This window comes from Bacillus sp. NPDC057893 (assembly GCF_042796455.1).
Lineage (GTDB): Bacteria > Bacillota > Bacilli > Bacillales > Bacillaceae_G > Bacillus_A.
In genome coordinates this window covers 261145-278423 of the sequence record NZ_JBHVNG010000002.1, presented here as the reverse complement: position 1 = coordinate 278423, position 17279 = coordinate 261145, and the positions used below count along the sequence as shown (strand labels likewise).

Sequence of the window (17279 nt, the reverse complement as noted above, 5' to 3'; positions counted from 1 at the left end):
TTTTTTATATTTATATAACAAAAAAAAGACCGTCCGGTTGCATCAAAAATGTGCAACCAGACGATCTTAGTAACCAATAAATATTACCGTAGACTCTAAGCTTTGCGGCCTATCCTTTCGAATAGTGTGCTAAAAATATTTTTTATTCTTTTTTTGTTTCATTTTCCTCTTAAACCAAATATTACTATACCGTCTGGACGGTTATAATTCAACACCCTATAAAATTGTTCTATTATTCTGATAAAAAAATAATTCACCATCGGATTAAATAGCCAACGGTGAATTATTTTATATTATATAGTTTGTATATTCTATTTATAAGAAGATTTAACAAGAGCTCGAATCACTTTTTCTCTTAATTCGGAGCTTAGTCTTCCAACCCCTAAACATTCCGAATACCATAACCCATCTGCTGCTAATCTAATAATTGTTGCACAAACTGAATCCATTTCATCATTTTCTATATTATTTTGCAGTTGCTGAAATGATTGTTGTAACGGTTCAAGTAGTTCAGGTTTTAGCATTAATGCTGCCATCATACTACTAGACAACTCTTCTGTTCTTCTCTCATTACTTAATCTTTCCTCTACAAAAGAGCGTACCCATCTGCCTTTCCTCTCTGGGTCTTCCTCTACTTTATTGTGAATAGCCCCCTCATAATCCGCTACGCCTTTAAGTATCATACCTTCTATTAAAGCTTCTTTATTTGAAAAATGATACAACAGTCCACCTTTACTTACACCCGCTTCTTTTGCTACTGCTTCTAAAGTTAACTTAGCTACGCCTTTAAATTGAACAATTTGAGAAGCGGCGGCTAAAATTTTTTGCCGTGTTATGCTTGTACTCATTCCTTTTTAAAACCCCATTTCTACTAAAATTATATAAATGCGTATCTTATTTTTAATATTGTTGAGGACTACTAAGTATTTTCTTTATACAACAAAGGCTTCACTACCTTTAAATTGTTAGTTGCTTCTTCTATTAAAAATTTCCATATCACAATATGATAACATCAAATACACAACGTTGACTATACATCTATACTTTTATATTCATTCCTAATATATCCATGAATAGGATTTACTAGTTTAGCTTTTCCTATTATTTTATCATCTTTATTGATTTTCCTTATTAGACAACTGTAATTCTTTCAGTACTAAATAAAAAATGTTATTCCTCCTGTTGAATGGAGTAATAACATTTTTTATTTATAAACTGCTTAACAAATTTGCTTCCAACTAACATCCTTCACATCTTCACTAGTCGGTTTTCTAACTGATCCAACAAAACATTCCCCGCAAGCACCAAATGCAATGAAATTTTTCTGTGCTTGTCTTAGCGAAGCTTCATTTGCCCCGCCTTCAAAGTCAGGATCGTTAAATTGAACCTCATCATATTCCCAATAACATATGTTACAAATTTCATATGTACCTGGTGGTTCTTCTTCTAATGTTTTATCCCGCATTAACGGGCAGTAAAACTCCCACCTCAAAATTCAGCTAGAACAAAGGAGTTAGGCGCAAGATCAACTGCCCATAAATGCCCGATTGGTTCAACTAATAATCAGTGGGGAATGAACAAAATCCCCACTGATTAAAGTTTCACTTTATATCCGCAACATGGACATGTATATTTCATTTTGTCACTCCATTATTCATTTGTTTTCCCCATATATTCCGACTCACAAAGAATGTTACAGCGCAAATCATAGTTATCCCCATGAAATACATCATTTGAAGAGTACGAACTTCTTCATATGCAGCTGGAACTCCTACCATTACAGACAAAAAGATAAAAACAATACTAAAAGCTAAAAGTAGATATAATAATAAAGATATAATATAGCTTAGTTTAAATCGTAAAATGATACTTCTAAACAATAGCTCACCAAGTAGACAGCCACCTAAAATAATAGGTGCTCCAAAATACAATGTAAGGACTCCCATTTGCGAAGTAGATTGAATTACCTTTCCAAGTATGTTCGGCGAAGTCATCTCATTATTTTTTCCCATCCTATCATATAAATCAAGTACCGTTACTGAAATAAAGAAACTTAATATAGAAAATGAATACGGAATTAAAAATTTGCTCACTCTCATTCACCTCACTTTTTCCTTTACATATATTATTCATTATTTTCTATCATTTTTACATAAAAAAATAACCCTCTATGATAAAACATAGAGGGAAGAATTTCTATATAAAGTGAAACTTTAATCAGCCCGCACCAATCGGGCTTTTACGGGCAGTAAAACTCCCACAAATAGCGGGATAAAAACCTATACCTCATCCTGAAGTGAACCCCGAAAACAGAACACATATCAAAACACCTAAACCATCTGTTCCCTATATTCTTTAGGGGATACGTGGTTTAGGTGTTTTGTTAGAAGGTAGTACCTTCTTTTTTATAATATTCTTTTGAAATCTCTTCATAAAATGCTGCCGATGTCGCGTAGAAATAAGGCGCTAACCATAAGAAACCGATTCCTAAGGTAAGAATACTTAAAATGAACCAGCCAAGGAAACTTAAGCATAGTAAAAAGTAATCCATTTTATGTCCATTCATCATATGGCGACTTTCGGTAATTGCTTGATTCGCTGTGTATTCTGGATAATCATTCAAAATAAAATACGTCATAGAATAAGAAAATGATTTAATAATACCCGGAATAATAAGAAGTAATGTCCATAGCATCAAGTATACATACATTAGTAAATATGTTAAAAACGACTTCATAAGCTTACTTCCATCGCTAAACCATCTAAATAAATGACCAATGCGAGCACTAGTCCCACGGATTGCATTTAAAACAAGATAATAGGCGCCTATTGTTAACGGACCGATAACAAGCATTGCAATAATACTTACTGTAAGCGAATCACTTGCTTCTTCCCAACCCCAAAACATCGAGAAAACACCTGTAATTAGAAGTTCAACAGCTCCAATAAGGATTCCAAGTAATAAGGTTGCCCCTACCGCTAATCCCCATTTTCCTTTTAATGCATCAAGTGCTTCTCTTTTCAACTGACTTATCATATACAACCTCCTAATACTATTTCTATTTTAGTATACCATTTATATCAAAAATTCCACGAATTTCCCTGAAATAGAAGTCTACAACCTTTTTTCTGATACGTATTGAGAAATGTGAGCTGTATTTGCACCCACATATAAATTACACTAAAGAAAACCTAGTCCAATTGCAAACTACTCATTTCTCTATAACAAAAAAGCCTGCCCTTCATACTAGGCAAGCCTTTTCAAATTAATTCTCACTTATTCTCTTCTTATACCAATCCTGCATTCTCTCCGCATCTTCTACTCTCGTATGCTCTAGTTTATAATTCGATGATGCACTAGAAAACGTATACGTACATAAATCCGCCCGGCGCTGGAAATATGATTGTGCTTTTTCAATTGATTGGACGTGTCTTCTTCTTACAAGTCCTGTATGTTTCCCAATACTGCGGTAAACAAGTGTAATTTGTTCTCCGTTTACACCGTAACCATTTGTTTTAAATGTTGCATATCCAAGTGTAAAGATGAGGATAGCAAGCGGTAATACAGCCCACATGATGAAATACTTTTCAAAGTATATACTTATTCCTGTAAGCGGGATTGCTAGCATAGCAAAGAAAATAAAACTATCTATTAAGTAGCGGCGTAGTGCCACTTTTGGTAATGATGTAATGTTCGTATTCAGTTCATATGGTAATTGTAAATGTACAAGTAAATCTTGCACACGATCCTTTCGAATAATCGGATGCAGTGTAACTTTGTCCTTCTCTTCTCCCATTCCCTTACTTTGAATGACTTCTACTTGTACAGCACAATAACCGAACATCTGACGTAAAATACCTTCTTTTATCGTAATACCTTGAATACGGTGTAACTTTAGTACAAGCTCTTTCCTTTCAAGCAAACCTTGAGAAATACGCACTTCATCATTTTTTCGATTTACTGTGAAATTCCCATGTTTTAATGCATAACCAATCGTGGATACAATCCACGAAATGACGAGTAAAATAGCTGCCATGTAAATCCACCCATATACATCATGGTCCATAACATAAGACTCTACCCTGTTTTTAATCCATTTCGGAATGTACTCATCTACTTGATGGTAAACGAAAAATATTAAAGAGAATAGTAATCCAAATTGACCAGATGTAATAGACGCTAATAAAATTTCTTTCCAAGTTAACTTGTATTCTGTCGCTTGTTTTTCCTCTGTAATGATTTCTTTTTTTACTGCATGTTCTGCTTCTTCATCTAACGCTTCTTCTGCTTTCACTTCTGGAGTCGACTCATTTAGTAAGGAAATAAGCTCCTTCGCTTCATTTTCCGTAATACCAGCTAAGCTCACTTCTGCATCATCGCCTCCGCCAGCTGTTTCGATTTGAATTTTCTTTAAACCGAGCATTTGATATAACACGTTAGAACTTGTATTAATCGTTTGAACACGTTCTTTATTTAAGTAGCTCTCCTTCTTCACAAAGAGCCCTTGTTTAACATGTAATACGTTATTTTCAACCCAGTATGTTGTGTAATACCATTTTTCAAACGCTGAAAAAACGGTGAGTAAACCGAATCCAGCGGGAATTAAATACCAAAATGGAAACTTTCCATTTAAACTAAACATAAAAATAAGTAATGGGATAAAATCTGTTATTTTTAATTCTAATAACATCGTGATTGGATGTTGTCTCTTATACATCCTCATCACTCACTTTCGCTAATTCTGCGATTCTCGTTTTTAACATTTCTGCTTCATACATCGTTAAGCCTGGAATGCTATGAGAAGTTGCCGCTGTTGAAATATGTAATTCTGCTAATCCATGTTTTCTCATAATTGGCCCTTGTTCAATCGTTACGTGCTGTACACGAATCATTGGAACTAATACGCGTTTTACGACAAAAAGACCGTGCTGAATTTCAAGTTCTTCTTCATTTAGTTGGTAGCTGTAATAACGCTGACGTAGTTTCGGGAATACGAAGTACTCAATTGGTGCTAGTGCAACGGTTAACCCGATCAGTACATACAGAATCCACGCCCACCAGTCAAACTTTATCATGAGAAAAAGGTAAGCTAAAATGACGAGAATACCGATTCCTTCTTCAATTACAGCACGAACTTTCCACACCTTGACCATGTCAGGATGAATTTCATTTTTCAATGGATCCATGTAACCACTCCAAATCTAGTAATCTAATATATGAATACTTCTAATCTATATTTTACATAACTTTACATAAAATTGAAATTTTATTTTTTCTCCTCTTGCTTCTCAGGAATAAAATATCCGAACCAAAGTAGCCAAACGAAACCGATTAATGCAAACCAACCTTTATCCGCTTGAAAAGCTTCCATCATACCTGGAATTTTATAAACTCCTACAAATCCAAGAAACCCGAGCCACCAGTTTTTTTGCATTTTCATCTTCATCCCCCCTTCATTACGTTTTTCACATTTCGAATCCAAATTGCTTTATACTTTAACTGGAATCCTATTAATATGTAATTACTCATATTATCAATAACGAGCGCTAACGTATGCGCGTTTTCTTCTGTTGCATGTTGTGACACAACACCAAGTCTCACACCTTGCTTTAATAAATCGTGGAATCCATTTAAGAAATCTTCTTGTATTTCAAATAAGCGTTTCTGATACTTTTCATTTCGCGTCGCAGTTACGATGAATTCATTTATAACGCGTAATATGCCTTCTTGACCTCTATACTCGGACAACATATGTAAACCATCTGCAATTAACTTTTCTGCAAAGTTTTCTTTCGTATATTGTTCTTTATCGAAGTAATTGACGAAATAATATCCAGAAAATATTTCTTCAAATAAAAAGTCAACTAGAGCTTCTTTAGACGGAAAATGATAATAAATAGCGGGCTTTGATATGCCTACTTCTTTCGCAATCATGGAAAGACTCATCTTCTCAATGCCATGCTCTGCCATTAGTTTAAATGATGCATCTACAATGTGCTGCGATGTTTGTAAATTTTTTGTCATACTGTACCTCTTCTTTTTTTACTTACCGGTCGGTAAGTAAATTGTAAAATGAAAAGGAATGATTTGCAAGTTAATTAGAGTTTTAAAAGGAACTTCTTGATGAACCTAGAAAAATATAAAGTAAAAACAATGTATAACGATAAGGAGGATTTTCATATGAGATCTGGCGGTAAAGGCGGTAGCGGCGGTGGTGAAGATGGTAAGAGCGGTAGTAGTGGGCTTTTATTACTCATTCTGCTCTTTATCGTATTCATTATAATTGGAGCTAGTTATAGTGTGTTTAGCTTCTAAGAAAAGACACAATTCAGTTAGTTATAGTAGTGTAGAAAACTGAAACAGAGATTTAAATTTTCCTTCTTAAGGTTTCTTCACCAGTAAGGGCACACAAAATAGAAAGCCCCGGTTATATTTAACAGCCAGCGCTTTCTATTTTCAGTACTCTTATAATATTTCAGCTATATTTCGCGCTCTGTCACAAACATAAATCATTATTGATCATCCACAATAATATATGCTGTTCTAATTGGCCCATGTACACCTACGACAAGGTTCATTTCAATATCCGCGCTATTTGACGGACCAGAAACGAAATTCACACAAGCAGGCAGTTTTTCTCCCGCTTTATTTTGATCATGAATAAGTTTTGTAGCTTGGGTTAATCTTGGTACAATCGTACTTTTAGGAACGATTGCAATATATGACTCCGGAAGAAGACTCACATGTCTTCCTTTTAACCCGTCATTAAATAGTACAACGGTTCCTGATTCTGCCAAAGTCATATCACTGAACGTAATGCCAAGGTCAGCAGCTTTCGCAAATTTTATGTCCTCTTCTTTATGATCTAATCCCCATGTACGAAAATGTGTTGTTCCTTCATTGCTGAAACATGGTGTAAGACCATACTCATTAAAGCGCTCATCATTCGAACATATAACAGATTTGATATTCCAATCTTTTATAAAAGACCCCAATGTTTCAACAAGATTTTCCTTTGTTGTTCGCTTTACTTCTGTATGAATAACTTCGCAGTGCTCCATTAACTTTAGTACAAGTTCGTCTTGCGCGATTCCTTCAAAAACAGTCCACTGCGGGGAAAAAGACCAGTTCGGTTTTTTCACTGCTTCTGGACGTTTCCTACCAAGCTTTTCTGATAACTGGAGTAAAAATTCCTCACGATTTTGGATGGCCATCATTGTTCTCCTTTTCGTGTTTTTCAAACCACTCTCGAAACGGTTGTTTTTTCGGAACTGGAAAATCTCTCGCATCCGTCCAAGCTTTTAACGGCCCAATTCCACGCTCGATCTTATCCCCTTTTGCAAGAGGTTTTAATGCATACGGAGCGCTCTTCGCTGCAAAAGAAAATAGTCTAGGACTCTTCACCGCTTGTTCAAAACCTTTCATAGCCACGTTCCAAGCTACAGGTGATTGTTTTTCTTCTACAATGCGGCTGCGGTGTTTAATTAATAAGTCATGTAACGGGATTTTCACTGGACACGCTTCTGTACAAGCACCACAAAGGCTAGATGCGTAAGGTAAATCCTTATATTCATCATATCCGCCTAAAAGCGGTGTCAACACAGCTCCAATTGGTCCTGGATAAATAGAGCCATATGCATGTCCACCAATATGCCTGTATACAGGACACACATTAATACATGCCGCGCAACGAATGCACTGAAGGACACTTTGGAATTCTGTTCCTACAATATCGGAACGGCCATTATCAACAATGACTAAATGAAATTCCTCAGGTCCATCTTCCCCGCCAGGCTCAGTTAACCCTGTAAGATAACTTGTTAACTTTTGTCCTACAGAACTTCGGCATAGAAGTGTTACTAAAACATCAAGCTCTTCCCATGTCGGAACAATACGTTCCATCCCCATAACTGTAATCAACGTTTTTGGAAGTGTCGTAGTAAGTCTTGCATTTCCTTCGTTTGCTACGATAGAAATTGACCCAGACTCTGCAACAGCAAAGTTACATCCAGTCACCCCTATATCCGCTGCAAAAAAATCATCACGTAAATACGATCTTACAAACCTCGCCATTTCCGTAGGATCAGATGTTCCCGTATAATCTAACTTTGTTTTAAATATTTCACAAATGTGTTCTTTATCCTTGTGAAGACACGGAACAACAATATGTGATGGAGGATCGTGGTCGTTCACTTGTAGAATAAATTCAGCAAGATCTGTTTCTAACACTTCCGCTCCAGCTTCTTCAATCGCTTCATTTAAACTAATCTCTTCCGTTACCATCGATTTTGATTTCACAATTTTTTTCACGTTTTTCTTTTTTACAATCTCTTTTACATATTCCCTTGCGTCTTCTGCAGTCTTTGCGAAATAAACGAAACCACCGTTTTTCTCAATATTTTCACTCAGCTCATATAAATAATAATCAAGGTTTTCTAATGTATGCTTTCGAATTTCTTCTCCTAAAGCTCGCCATTCTTCCCAGTTCCCAAGACTCTCAGTAGCTTTTAATTTCTTGATTCTAAGACCATCTTGCGCTTTCCTGACAGCTTGCCGCATAAATTGATCCCCAATACCCGTTTTAGTACGCTTATGAAAGGGATCGTTCCCAATTTTCATTCCCATCTCTATATCCCCCCTTGTTTTCGATCTTCATTTAATACTTGAGCAATATGTTTTACATCAATTGGATAACCATTACGTGTTAAACGTCCTTTTATATTCATTAAGCAGCTACAATCCATCCCAATTAACAATTCCGCACCGGTTTCCATAATATGCTTTACTTTTTCCTCGACCATTTGCTCAGAGATTTCTGGCATTTTCACTGAGAATGTACCCCCGAATCCGCAGCAATCATAATTATGCGGCAGTGAAACAACTTCCAGTCCCTTTACACATTTTAATAATTTTTGCGGCGGTTCCTTAATCCCCATTAATCGGCTCATATGACAAGATGTATGAACCGTTGCTTTTTTATGAAGCTCTGCACCTAAATCTTCTTTCCCTAATACTTCAACTAAAAATTGTGTGAATTCATACGTTTTATTCCCAAGTTCAGTTGCTTTTTTCTTCCAATCCGCTTCACTTTCAGAAAATAAGCTAGAAAACTCGTGAACCATCATAGCGCAAGACCCCGATGGTGCCACAACATATTCTGAACTAGCAAAAGCTTCAATCATATGTTTTGCAGCTGTTTTTGTTTCTTTAACGTACCCGCTATTATAAGCAGGTTGTCCGCAGCACGTTTGAGTTTTAGGAAAATCCACGTCACACCCTAAATCTTCAAGAATTTCCACAACATCTTTCCCTACTTCTGGATAAAAAACATCTGCAACACAAGTAATAAATATTGATACTTTCATATTTTGCACCCCTAAATACAGTAAAGTAAGCTCAAGTAACTTTATTTGTATATTATTGGTAAAAAAATAAAAAATATGAATAAAAATAAAAAAAAGCATCCTAAATGTGTAATTTAGGATGCTTTTTGTAACGCAAATTAATTTCTATTAAGCAATCGCAAACGATAACAATTCATCGTCACTTCCCCAAGCCTTTGCAATAATTGATAGTTCGCATACGCTCCGACCGGGGCGCCGATGATTGGGACAAGCTGAAGCATTTTCGCTAAATCGATATAGTCTCGGTATTCTGTTTGGAACTTTTCCCAGTCCATATGATTTTCTTCTTCTGTATCCCACGTTTCAATTGCTTTCCATATTTCTTTTCTATGGTCATCACTCGAAAAAGCAAGCTGGAAAACGTGAAGAATAAAAAGACGCTCTTCTTTTTTACTCGTATCAAATCCGTACAATGTCGCTGCATCAAATAAAAATTTTATTTTAATGGTAAGTAGAAGCGGAAAATCAGCAAGACCGAGGAGAATACCACCTGCTCCCGTTCCTGCTCCTTCTGCCGCTGCGACTTTTTTGTACTCATCCATTTTTTTACGTACTTCATCGTCTCGTCTTTGCAGTGACCAGTTCGTTTCTTTTAGCTTCGGCTTTATGAAGTTTGATCCAGCACTAATTGTTTGTACCATCATCCGAATCGTTTCTGTTAGTACCTTTTGCACTTTCGCCGGCACTAGTTGTTGCACTTTCACCTGCACTTTTTTAGAGAACCGTGTCATCATAGAAGAATCTTTCATGAATGTAGCTTTCCACTGCTCCAATTCTTTTATAACTTTCTCTTCATATGTAATCATAGGTTCATTCCTTTCAATTTAAACGCTCAATGCGTTTCGCACCGTATTGATAAACGAAACCAATACTAAATAATATGCTTACTACAAATAAAATGCCGGTCATCATGAAATCTTTCGTCGCAAGTGCAAATATAACTGTAAACACAACGCTACCGATGATGAGAATCGCATTTAATAAAGTAAGGAAATCTTTCGTCTTCTCATCTCCCCCTACTGGATATAAATCAAGCCAAATTTTCATGCGGTGATGTTTCCAAAGGGTTAATAGCTGATAGCCGATTAAGTATAAGAAAATAAGACTTACGATAAAGCGTCCATATAAAAATGGGATGAAGTAAAGAATAATCCCGCCAAGAGCGAGTAAACGCACATATAAGCCGAAATAGTTACCTGATCTTAAAAATGTTCTCGTATATAAGTATAAATATGTACGCTTCTCACCGATCATCGAAAGAATGAAATCAAGCCATTTTCGGCGTGATACTCTCTCTTTTAACGCCGGTACATCAACGAACATATTCGCAATGCGGTACAGCAGCATCATTTTTTTACCTTCTTCAGAAATTAAATACTCCCAGTTCAGCGGCTTTCCTTTGACCTTTTGATGCATAACAGCAAGGTATAGCGCCATTAAAAAGACAATTACACCAGTAAAAATGACTGAAGTACGTTCTACAAGGAAGTACACAAATAAGCCGTTTAAGATAAAACGAATGAACCAATCTGCTTTTTGAACGCTTTGATCTGTTAAAAATGATTTTTCCCACGCTACGAATAAATTCCACGCTTTTACAATGACAAACGCGATTACAATCCATATGTAAGCCGCTCCTGTTTGTTTCATTTGCTGGAAGTATAACGGGGCAAGCGCAGCGGCTACCATTGCGATTATGTATAACTGAATCATAAACGTAAAGAGAAATGCCTTTGTAAAGTAAGGCTTTAACTTTTCTTCAACTGGCAGCAAGTACACAAGGTCCGCTTCTTTTAATAGCGTTTGTATAGATCCGGCTGTTAATACGAGGCCAAGTAAGACTGCCATAACGAACGCTGTCGGAAACGAAGGTGTTAACGTTTGTAACCATTGCTGGTAATAATACGCTCCTGCGCCGATGATAAATACGAAAATAAATTTCAAATGATCATTAAATACGTATTTACTATATGTACGAACTTCTTTTAGAAAGTGCCGAAATCGTTCTTTCCATAACGCTGTGCTATTCATAGTCTTCTTCCTTTGTTAATGCAATGTAAATATCATCTAACGTTGCACCAGGCATGTTAAACCCGGACTGAAGTTCTGATAATGTTCCCATCGCTCTCACTTCACCTTGATGCAAAATAATGAATGAATCACAATAGCGCTCTGCCGTCGCTAAAATATGTGTACTCATTAAGATGCCCGCACCACTCTTTTTCATTTGATCCATCATTTGAAGAAGTGATTGAATCGCTAACGGATCAAGCCCAACGAAAGGTTCGTCCACAATGTAAAGTGATGGTTCAACTAAAAATGCACTCATAATCATCACTTTTTGTTTCATCCCTTTTGAGAAATGAGACGGAAACCATTTCAAGCGATTTTTCATGCGAAATTCTTGTAATAGTTGTCCTACACGTTCTTCGTACTGTTTCTCATCTACACCGTACGCCATCGCTGTTAATTTCAAATGCTCTTCTAACGTTAACTCATCATATAATACTGGCGTTTCTGGAATGAAGGAGAAACTAGAACGGTACGCTGTCATATCATCACGAATTGTTTTCCCGTTAATTGTGACAGTTCCTTTTTTCGGCTCCATTAAACCGATGATATGTTTAATTGTCGTACTCTTCCCGGCTCCATTTAAACCGATTAAGCCGACAAGTTCGCCTTTATTAACAGAAAACGAAACATTTTGCAGTACAGGTCGTTTCGTATATCCTCCTGTAACATTTTCTACACGCAATAACTCGCTCATACGACACCACTTTCTTCATTTATATTCATTCACTTTTGTAAGAAATGTATATATTCATCTTACCAAAAATCATGGTGCACTACATAGTATCGATGTCTCCAAAAAAAAATTTAAATTTCTTCGCATATATTTTTACGAAAGCGGACATCATAATTAGTGAAGAAGGAACACACTTGAAAAAGCAACCACCAATTGATGAGTACAACAACATAGTGAAGTCATCATGAAATGGGGTGTCCAAATTGGACAATGAAATTTACACATAACCAGATAATTTGTTTCATTTTCGAAACGGGGTGTCTCCGAAAGAGCATATACTGTTTTATAAAATAAACAATTTCATTTTTAAAAAGATTGCAATTCATTTCACTTGAAAATGGGGTGTCTACGGCAGAAACTTTAGCCGATTTACCGTGCATTTCTTATATAAATGAGGTGTCTGCGAACCGTAAATTATAAAAAAATGCTTTTTCAATCCCTCTTCAGAAAACAGGAAGCTGAGTCAGCTTCCTGTTTTTCGTGTTTGTTCTCCTATGTAATTATGGTAAAATACGGCTAAGGATATTTGAAAGGATGAGATCGATGAATCATACAGCGGACAATTGTATTTTTTGTAAAATTATTGACGGGCAAATCCCTTGTTCAAAAGTATACGAAGATGAACATGTACTTGCATTTTTAGATATTAGTCAAGTAACAAAAGGACATACTCTTGTTATTCCGAAAGTTCACAAACAAGACATTTTTGCGTTAACGCCAGAAATCGCATCACATATTTTTGCTGTCGTTCCAAAAATCGCAAATGCAATGAAAGCAGAATTTAATCCAGTTGGCTTCAACCTACTTAACAATAACGGCGAGAAAGCTGGACAAACTGTATTCCACTTCCACCTTCATTTAATTCCACGCTACGGTGAAAACGATGGTTTCGGTGCTGTTTGGAAATCACACCAAAATGAATATACAATGGAAAATTTACAAAACATCGCAAGTACAATTGCAAATAGTGTGAAATAGTGCCACTATAATAAGAAGTAATACATATCAAGCCGATTCCTCTGGCATTTATTGTATGGCTTGTTTCTTCACAAAAAATGCCGGGGATATGATTTTTTGTGCATAGCATGTACAAGAGAGAAAAGCTCACTTTTCTTCCCCTTGTCTTAAAGATATGCACACTTTTATACATCATGAATACGAACGAAAAATAAGGAGGTTTCCTTTTATGTCAAAAGCTAAATCCTTTATTACAGGTGTACTTTGCGGCGGAGCAGTTGCTGGACTAGCCGTTCTTTTCTCAACTCCTTCTTCTGGTAAAGCTATGCGCGGTAAGCTGAAAGAAAAAGGAACTGATATTAAAAAGACTTTAGCTGATATTACAGCTGATACAAAGTTATTAAAGCGTCAAATCGTTGAAACTGCTTCAGAAGGTAAAGAAGTATTCCAAGAACTAAAAGACGATATGCATGACACGTTTTCTAACTGGAAACAAGATATTTCTCAAAACAAACGACATATTGAAAAAGAAATTTTAGACATTCAAAAGTCAATTGAGAAACTACAAGAAGCCGTTCCAGAAAAAGCGTAAACATATTCCTGCTTAGTTTTTTGCATATAACAAATATTTTTCATACGAATTGACCTTAACACGGCATATCACATAGATATGTCGTGTTTTTATGCATTTACAATATATGTTATCCTTTAACATGTAAAGACAACACATGTATTCTCGACTCATAAAACGCTTCCATAGTTATGCATGATTTGTATAGAATGTTGTTTTTCCGAAAAATTTTCACAATTCTCACAAAAAGACTTTATTAATTTTTATTTTACTGGCATAATAGATAATAATGAAAAAAGAATGTTAAAGTGGGTGAGTAAATGAAAAGTGGAGAAAAAAATTACTCGGTAAAAGAAGCGATGATTTTCAGCCAACGTATTGCTCAATTATCGAAAGCGTTATGGAAATGCGTAGAGAAAGATTGGCAACAGTGGATTAAACCTTACGATTTAAACATTAATGAGCATCACATTTTAACCATCGCTTATCATTTAAAAGGGGCTTCTATTTCTGAAATTGCTAAGTTTGGAGTTATGCACGTCTCAACGGCGTTTAACTTCTCTAAAAAGCTTGAAGAACGCGGCTATCTTGTATTCTCAAAAAAAGAAGATGATAAACGAAATACGTACATTGAAATTACAGACAAAGGGGAAGAATTGCTACTTCGCTTAATGGAGGAGTATGATCCTGAAAATAATTCTGTTTTTAATGGGGCACTTGAACTTCGTAATTTTTACGGTAAGTTCCCAGAAAATATCGAACTGATTGCAATCCTGCGCAATATTTATGGACAAGACTTCATCGATATTTTTGAGAAATCATTAGAAGATATCGAGGAGAACTTTACGGAATCCGATCAAAAGTTAGTTAAGAAATAATCTATTTATTTTTTCGCAATCATGCGTAAGAATTCATTCATAAGTGGCTTAAATAAACCTTGTTTTGCTAGCGCTTCCGCAGTTTCGTGTACTTCGAGCTGATGTGGAAGCGCTTTTTCAAATTGATCTAATAGCGCATCAAACAATAGAAGGCCTTCTGCTTTCTCCACTACATATTGTTCGTTCAGCTTTTCACAAAGTTTTAGTATACGTTCAATGTCTTTTTTACGAGCTTTTTTCTTTATGATTAAAGAATAAAATGGACACTTTTCTTCATCAATCATTTTAAATAGTAGGTCTACGTAATATTCAGCTTGTTCTAGTCTTCTTACAACGTCCATTTTCTCCCTCGCTTCCTAACACAAAGTCTTCTATTTCTGAATTTTGTAACACGAACAAAATATCGTATGATACAATATATAAAGTATATGTATTTTAGCCAAAAGGAGGTCTCGCCTCATGACTCTTATAACCGTTGTCTTTGTCGCATTCGCACTTCTTGTTATATTTTACACGAATTTCATGACACATACACTGTGTGAGCGAAAACAAATATCTGCGAGCCGCCAGCCCGGTGTCTTTCGAGTTATTAATGTATGTATTACCATTCTATTAATTTCTAGTTATATAGAAATTATATTCCATGGAAAGTGAGGAAGGAAAGCCCCTTCCTCATTTTTTTCCTCTATAAGCAAATTATACCTACTATAACTAATAAAATAAACAGTACAAGTAATAAAATAAGTTGAGAATTCATCCCCCATCCCCTCCTCTTTTCTGTATATGCGACATGTGCCCAATATGGTACCCTTTCAAAATCTGACACAAACTGGTTAAAATTTCTTTATCAATAGGAAAACTCGTCGAAATATGATATATTAAATTTTGTACATATTGCTTATACTATGAAATAAACGACACGCATCTAAACTTTATCCTAAAGCCTCGGTAAGCCCTGTTAAGCGTGCTTTTACATATTAAAAAAGCAAAGACATCAGTGAGACTTAATCAGGTTCTTATGAACGAAAATAACCTATCATAAGGCGTTTCTTCATTTGTACGGGATAAATTAAAAATACATAATAGTAGGAGTGTTTATTGAATGAAGAAAGCTATGCTTGCCTTAGCCGCAACAAGTGTAATCGCATTATCAGCATGTGGAACATCATCATCATCAGACAAAATTGTTACATCTAAAGCTGGTGACATCACTAAAGAAGAGTTCTACAATCAAATGAAGACACAAGCTGGTAAACAAGTACTAAATAACATGGTTATGGAAAAAGTACTTATTAAAAACTACAAAGTCGATGACAAAGAAGTAGACAAAAAGTTCGATGAAATGAAAAAGCAAGTCGGTGACCAATTCGATACACTAATGAAACAACAAGGCCTTAAAGAAGAAACAGTTAAAAATGGCGTTCGCGCTTCATTAGCTCAAGAACAAGCTATCGAGAAAACAATCACTGATAAAGAATTAAAAGATAACTACAAGCCTCAAGTTAAGGCAAGCCACATTCTTGTAAAAGATGAAGCGACTGCTAAAAAGGTTAAAGAAGAACTTGGACAAGGTAAATCTTTCGAAGAGTTAGCGAAACAATACTCTGAAGATACTGCTTCAAAAGAAAAAGGTGGCGACTTAGGATTCTTCGAACATGGTAAAATGGTTAAAGAATTCGAAGATGCTGCTTATAAACTGAAAAAAGATGAAGTAAGCGAGCCTGTAAAAACACAATTTGGTTACCATATCATTAAAGTAACAGACATTAAAGAACCAGAAAAATCATTTGAGCAATCAAAAGCTGACCTGAAAAAAGAGTTAGTTGCGAAGAAAGCACAAGACGGCGAATTCATGAACGATCTTATGATGAAAGAAATCAAAAAAGCTGACGTAAAAGTTGACGATAAAGATTTGAAAGATCTTTTCGAAGAGAAAAAAGCTGACGCTAAGAAAGACGAAAAGAAATAATGAAGTAAAAAAAGCTTGGGTAGCCCCAAGCTTTTTTTTATTTTGTAGTAGTTTTATCCCGCTATTTGTGGATATGTGTTTATTTAAATGTTATGTACAAAAAACATAGGCATATTTAATTCCTACGTTTTTTATAAGTTAATCAGTTCCTTTACTATTACAATTCATCAAATTCATCAATTTCAGCTTTACGCTTTAAAAATATTTCCATATCTTTATTCTCTCTTTCCATTAAACCAAGAGCATGTCTATCATTTAAAGCTAATTCTTTATAACCCCATATATATTCTATTGTTGTCACTTTACTATTTTTATGATCCGCAAAATACCATTCTAAAGGTTGTAAAGGATTAGATACTTCAAACAATTCGGCTGGGTACCATGAAGGCAAGTTTTCATTTTCACCTAAGATTAAATAGTCTAATTCTCCATTCAATGAACTAATACCATAAACCACATATTCCTTATGGATTTCTAAATTTATAATCGATTCTCGATTATATCCTTGTTTTAATAAACCCTCTGAAAATGTATCTCCTGAATTTTTTATACACAGTACCTTCATATACAAGCTCCTATCAACAAAAAATTAATTTTTAAATTTAAAATCATCAAATTCATCTGTTCTAGTATTTTTAACATAATGAATTTCTACACCATTTTAAATCCCATAGTGGCCCCTAATACCCAGAA

General features: G+C 35.3%; 22 protein-coding genes and 1 riboswitch. Of the genes, 6 read left to right on the top strand and 16 right to left on the bottom strand.

All coding sequences use genetic code 11. From position 1 onward, the window contains the following. Positions 1-48: 48 nt before the first annotated feature. Positions 49-141: riboswitch (cyclic di-GMP riboswitch) on the bottom strand. Positions 142-311: 170 nt separating this feature from the next. From ACFVQC_RS10080 to ACFVQC_RS10045, 8 genes are all read right to left on the bottom strand, one after another. Continuing rightward, positions 312-848, bottom strand: coding sequence for a TetR/AcrR family transcriptional regulator (locus ACFVQC_RS10080; RefSeq protein ID WP_377894217.1), 537 nt, complete (start codon positions 846-848; stop codon positions 312-314). A 371-nt stretch (positions 849-1219) separates the two neighbouring features. After that, positions 1220-1465 carry a CPCC family cysteine-rich protein gene (locus tag ACFVQC_RS10075; RefSeq protein WP_377898272.1) on the bottom strand — a complete coding sequence of 82 codons (246 nt, stop codon included), beginning with the start codon at positions 1463-1465 and terminating at the stop codon, positions 1220-1222. 169 nt (positions 1466-1634) lie between these two features. Then, on the bottom strand, positions 1635-2093 hold the full coding sequence (locus ACFVQC_RS10070; RefSeq protein ID WP_377898271.1) for a hypothetical protein: 459 nt from the start codon (positions 2091-2093) through the stop codon (positions 1635-1637). Positions 2094-2383: 290 nt separating this feature from the next. Further along, on the bottom strand, positions 2384-3037 hold the full coding sequence (locus ACFVQC_RS10065; RefSeq protein ID WP_377894210.1) for a DUF975 family protein: 654 nt from the start codon (positions 3035-3037) through the stop codon (positions 2384-2386). Between the two features lie 229 nt (positions 3038-3266). Then, positions 3267-4718 carry a PH domain-containing protein gene (locus tag ACFVQC_RS10060; RefSeq protein WP_377898270.1) on the bottom strand — a complete coding sequence of 484 codons (1452 nt, stop codon included), beginning with the start codon at positions 4716-4718 and terminating at the stop codon, positions 3267-3269. Further along, positions 4711-5187, bottom strand: a complete 477-nt coding sequence (locus ACFVQC_RS10055) for a PH domain-containing protein (RefSeq protein ID WP_377898269.1) — start codon at positions 5185-5187, stop codon at positions 4711-4713. The genes ACFVQC_RS10060 and ACFVQC_RS10055 overlap by 8 nt, the downstream gene beginning before the upstream one ends. Before the next feature lie 80 nt (positions 5188-5267). After that, entirely contained in the window at positions 5268-5441 is a 174-nt protein-coding gene (locus tag ACFVQC_RS10050) for a hypothetical protein (RefSeq protein ID WP_377898268.1), read from the bottom strand. Between the two features lie 2 nt (positions 5442-5443). Continuing rightward, positions 5444-6025 (bottom strand): TetR/AcrR family transcriptional regulator, encoded by a 582-nt coding sequence (locus tag ACFVQC_RS10045; protein WP_377898267.1) that lies wholly within the window; start codon positions 6023-6025, stop codon positions 5444-5446. 156 nt (positions 6026-6181) lie between these two features. On the opposite strand from ACFVQC_RS10045, the gene ACFVQC_RS10040 reads away from it, so the two are divergent. Continuing rightward, entirely contained in the window at positions 6182-6316 is a 135-nt protein-coding gene (locus ACFVQC_RS10040; RefSeq protein WP_377898266.1) for a sporulation protein YjcZ, read from the top strand. Between the two features lie 197 nt (positions 6317-6513). Here ACFVQC_RS10040 and ACFVQC_RS10035 read toward each other — a convergent pair whose 3' ends face one another. From ACFVQC_RS10035 to ecsA, 6 genes are all read right to left on the bottom strand, one after another. Next, complete coding sequence (locus tag ACFVQC_RS10035) at positions 6514-7215, bottom strand: LutC/YkgG family protein (RefSeq protein ID WP_377898265.1); 702 nt, start codon at positions 7213-7215, stop codon at positions 6514-6516. Further along, entirely contained in the window at positions 7196-8626 is a 1431-nt protein-coding gene (locus ACFVQC_RS10030; protein ID WP_377898264.1) for a LutB/LldF family L-lactate oxidation iron-sulfur protein, read from the bottom strand. The genes ACFVQC_RS10035 and ACFVQC_RS10030 overlap by 20 nt, the downstream gene beginning before the upstream one ends. A gap of 2 nt (positions 8627-8628) precedes the next feature. After that, positions 8629-9366, bottom strand: a complete 738-nt coding sequence (locus ACFVQC_RS10025; protein WP_377894189.1) for a (Fe-S)-binding protein — start codon at positions 9364-9366, stop codon at positions 8629-8631. Between the two features lie 137 nt (positions 9367-9503). Next, the gene (gene ecsC, locus ACFVQC_RS10020) at positions 9504-10211 is read right to left on the bottom strand and encodes an ecs operon protein EcsC (RefSeq protein WP_377894186.1); all 708 of its coding nucleotides are present in this window, start codon (positions 10209-10211) and stop codon (positions 9504-9506) included. A gap of 13 nt (positions 10212-10224) precedes the next feature. Then, positions 10225-11436 (bottom strand): ABC transporter permease, encoded by a 1212-nt coding sequence (locus tag ACFVQC_RS10015; protein WP_377898263.1) that lies wholly within the window; start codon positions 11434-11436, stop codon positions 10225-10227. After that, entirely contained in the window at positions 11429-12172 is a 744-nt protein-coding gene (gene ecsA, locus ACFVQC_RS10010; protein WP_001292616.1) for an ABC transporter ATP-binding protein EcsA, read from the bottom strand. The genes ACFVQC_RS10015 and ecsA overlap by 8 nt, the downstream gene beginning before the upstream one ends. 582 nt (positions 12173-12754) lie before the next feature. Between ecsA and ACFVQC_RS10005 the strand changes: the two genes are divergently transcribed. The 3 genes from ACFVQC_RS10005 to ACFVQC_RS09995 all read left to right on the top strand — a co-directional run bounded on the left by ACFVQC_RS10005 (position 12755) and on the right by ACFVQC_RS09995 (position 14617). Next, positions 12755-13189 carry an HIT family protein gene (locus ACFVQC_RS10005; RefSeq protein WP_001016832.1) on the top strand — a complete coding sequence of 145 codons (435 nt, stop codon included), beginning with the start codon at positions 12755-12757 and terminating at the stop codon, positions 13187-13189. 208 nt (positions 13190-13397) lie between these two features. Continuing rightward, positions 13398-13760: a YtxH domain-containing protein gene (locus ACFVQC_RS10000; protein ID WP_377894181.1), complete on the top strand. Its 363-nt coding sequence runs from the start codon at positions 13398-13400 to the stop codon at positions 13758-13760. A gap of 299 nt (positions 13761-14059) precedes the next feature. Then, positions 14060-14617, top strand: a complete 558-nt coding sequence (locus ACFVQC_RS09995) for an HTH-type transcriptional regulator Hpr (RefSeq protein ID WP_002150075.1) — start codon at positions 14060-14062, stop codon at positions 14615-14617. Positions 14618-14622: 5 nt separating this feature from the next. On the opposite strand, the gene ACFVQC_RS09990 is transcribed toward ACFVQC_RS09995, so the two are convergent. Beyond that, positions 14623-14958: a DUF1878 family protein gene (locus ACFVQC_RS09990; RefSeq protein WP_002150076.1), complete on the bottom strand. Its 336-nt coding sequence runs from the start codon at positions 14956-14958 to the stop codon at positions 14623-14625. Positions 14959-15076: 118 nt separating this feature from the next. On the opposite strand from ACFVQC_RS09990, the gene ACFVQC_RS09985 reads away from it, so the two are divergent. Together ACFVQC_RS09985 and prsA are read left to right on the top strand one after the other, a co-directional pair. Next, complete coding sequence (locus ACFVQC_RS09985) at positions 15077-15271, top strand: hypothetical protein (RefSeq protein WP_000172692.1); 195 nt, start codon at positions 15077-15079, stop codon at positions 15269-15271. 448 nt (positions 15272-15719) lie between these two features. Further along, entirely contained in the window at positions 15720-16586 is an 867-nt protein-coding gene (gene prsA, locus ACFVQC_RS09980; protein ID WP_002150078.1) for a peptidylprolyl isomerase PrsA, read from the top strand. 157 nt (positions 16587-16743) lie between these two features. On the opposite strand, the gene ACFVQC_RS09975 is transcribed toward prsA, so the two are convergent. Then, the gene (locus tag ACFVQC_RS09975; RefSeq protein ID WP_377894914.1) at positions 16744-17151 is read right to left on the bottom strand and encodes a hypothetical protein; all 408 of its coding nucleotides are present in this window, start codon (positions 17149-17151) and stop codon (positions 16744-16746) included. Positions 17152-17279 lie beyond the last annotated feature (128 nt).

Bases quoted from the DNA above. Each gene is read 5' to 3' on its own strand.
- ecsA (WP_001292616.1), bottom strand. From the start codon at position 12,172: ATGAGCGAGTTATTGCGTGTAGAAAATGTTACAGGAGGATATACGAAA.
- ecsC (WP_377894186.1), bottom strand. From the start codon at position 10,211: ATGATTACATATGAAGAGAAAGTTATAAAAGAATTGGAGCAGTGGAAA.
- ACFVQC_RS10055 (WP_377898269.1), bottom strand. From the start codon at position 5,187: ATGGATCCATTGAAAAATGAAATTCATCCTGACATGGTCAAGGTGTGG.
- ACFVQC_RS10080 (WP_377894217.1), bottom strand. From the start codon at position 848: ATGAGTACAAGCATAACACGGCAAAAAATTTTAGCCGCCGCTTCTCAA.
- ACFVQC_RS10075 (WP_377898272.1), bottom strand. From the start codon at position 1,465: ATGCGGGATAAAACATTAGAAGAAGAACCACCAGGTACATATGAAATT.
- ACFVQC_RS09985 (WP_000172692.1), top strand. From the start codon at position 15,077: ATGACTCTTATAACCGTTGTCTTTGTCGCATTCGCACTTCTTGTTATA.
- ACFVQC_RS10040 (WP_377898266.1), top strand. From the start codon at position 6,182: ATGAGATCTGGCGGTAAAGGCGGTAGCGGCGGTGGTGAAGATGGTAAG.
- ACFVQC_RS10065 (WP_377894210.1), bottom strand. From the start codon at position 3,037: ATGATAAGTCAGTTGAAAAGAGAAGCACTTGATGCATTAAAAGGAAAA.
- ACFVQC_RS10050 (WP_377898268.1), bottom strand. From the start codon at position 5,441: ATGAAAATGCAAAAAAACTGGTGGCTCGGGTTTCTTGGATTTGTAGGA.
- ACFVQC_RS10015 (WP_377898263.1), bottom strand. From the start codon at position 11,436: ATGAATAGCACAGCGTTATGGAAAGAACGATTTCGGCACTTTCTAAAA.
- ACFVQC_RS10045 (WP_377898267.1), bottom strand. From the start codon at position 6,025: ATGACAAAAAATTTACAAACATCGCAGCACATTGTAGATGCATCATTT.
- ACFVQC_RS10025 (WP_377894189.1), bottom strand. From the start codon at position 9,366: ATGAAAGTATCAATATTTATTACTTGTGTTGCAGATGTTTTTTATCCA.
- ACFVQC_RS10000 (WP_377894181.1), top strand. From the start codon at position 13,398: ATGTCAAAAGCTAAATCCTTTATTACAGGTGTACTTTGCGGCGGAGCA.
- prsA (WP_002150078.1), top strand. From the start codon at position 15,720: ATGAAGAAAGCTATGCTTGCCTTAGCCGCAACAAGTGTAATCGCATTA.
- ACFVQC_RS09990 (WP_002150076.1), bottom strand. From the start codon at position 14,958: ATGGACGTTGTAAGAAGACTAGAACAAGCTGAATATTACGTAGACCTA.
- ACFVQC_RS09975 (WP_377894914.1), bottom strand. From the start codon at position 17,151: ATGAAGGTACTGTGTATAAAAAATTCAGGAGATACATTTTCAGAGGGT.
- ACFVQC_RS10030 (WP_377898264.1), bottom strand. From the start codon at position 8,626: ATGGGAATGAAAATTGGGAACGATCCCTTTCATAAGCGTACTAAAACG.
- ACFVQC_RS10005 (WP_001016832.1), top strand. From the start codon at position 12,755: ATGAATCATACAGCGGACAATTGTATTTTTTGTAAAATTATTGACGGG.
- ACFVQC_RS10060 (WP_377898270.1), bottom strand. From the start codon at position 4,718: ATGTATAAGAGACAACATCCAATCACGATGTTATTAGAATTAAAAATA.
- ACFVQC_RS10035 (WP_377898265.1), bottom strand. From the start codon at position 7,215: ATGGCCATCCAAAATCGTGAGGAATTTTTACTCCAGTTATCAGAAAAG.
- ACFVQC_RS09995 (WP_002150075.1), top strand. From the start codon at position 14,060: ATGAAAAGTGGAGAAAAAAATTACTCGGTAAAAGAAGCGATGATTTTC.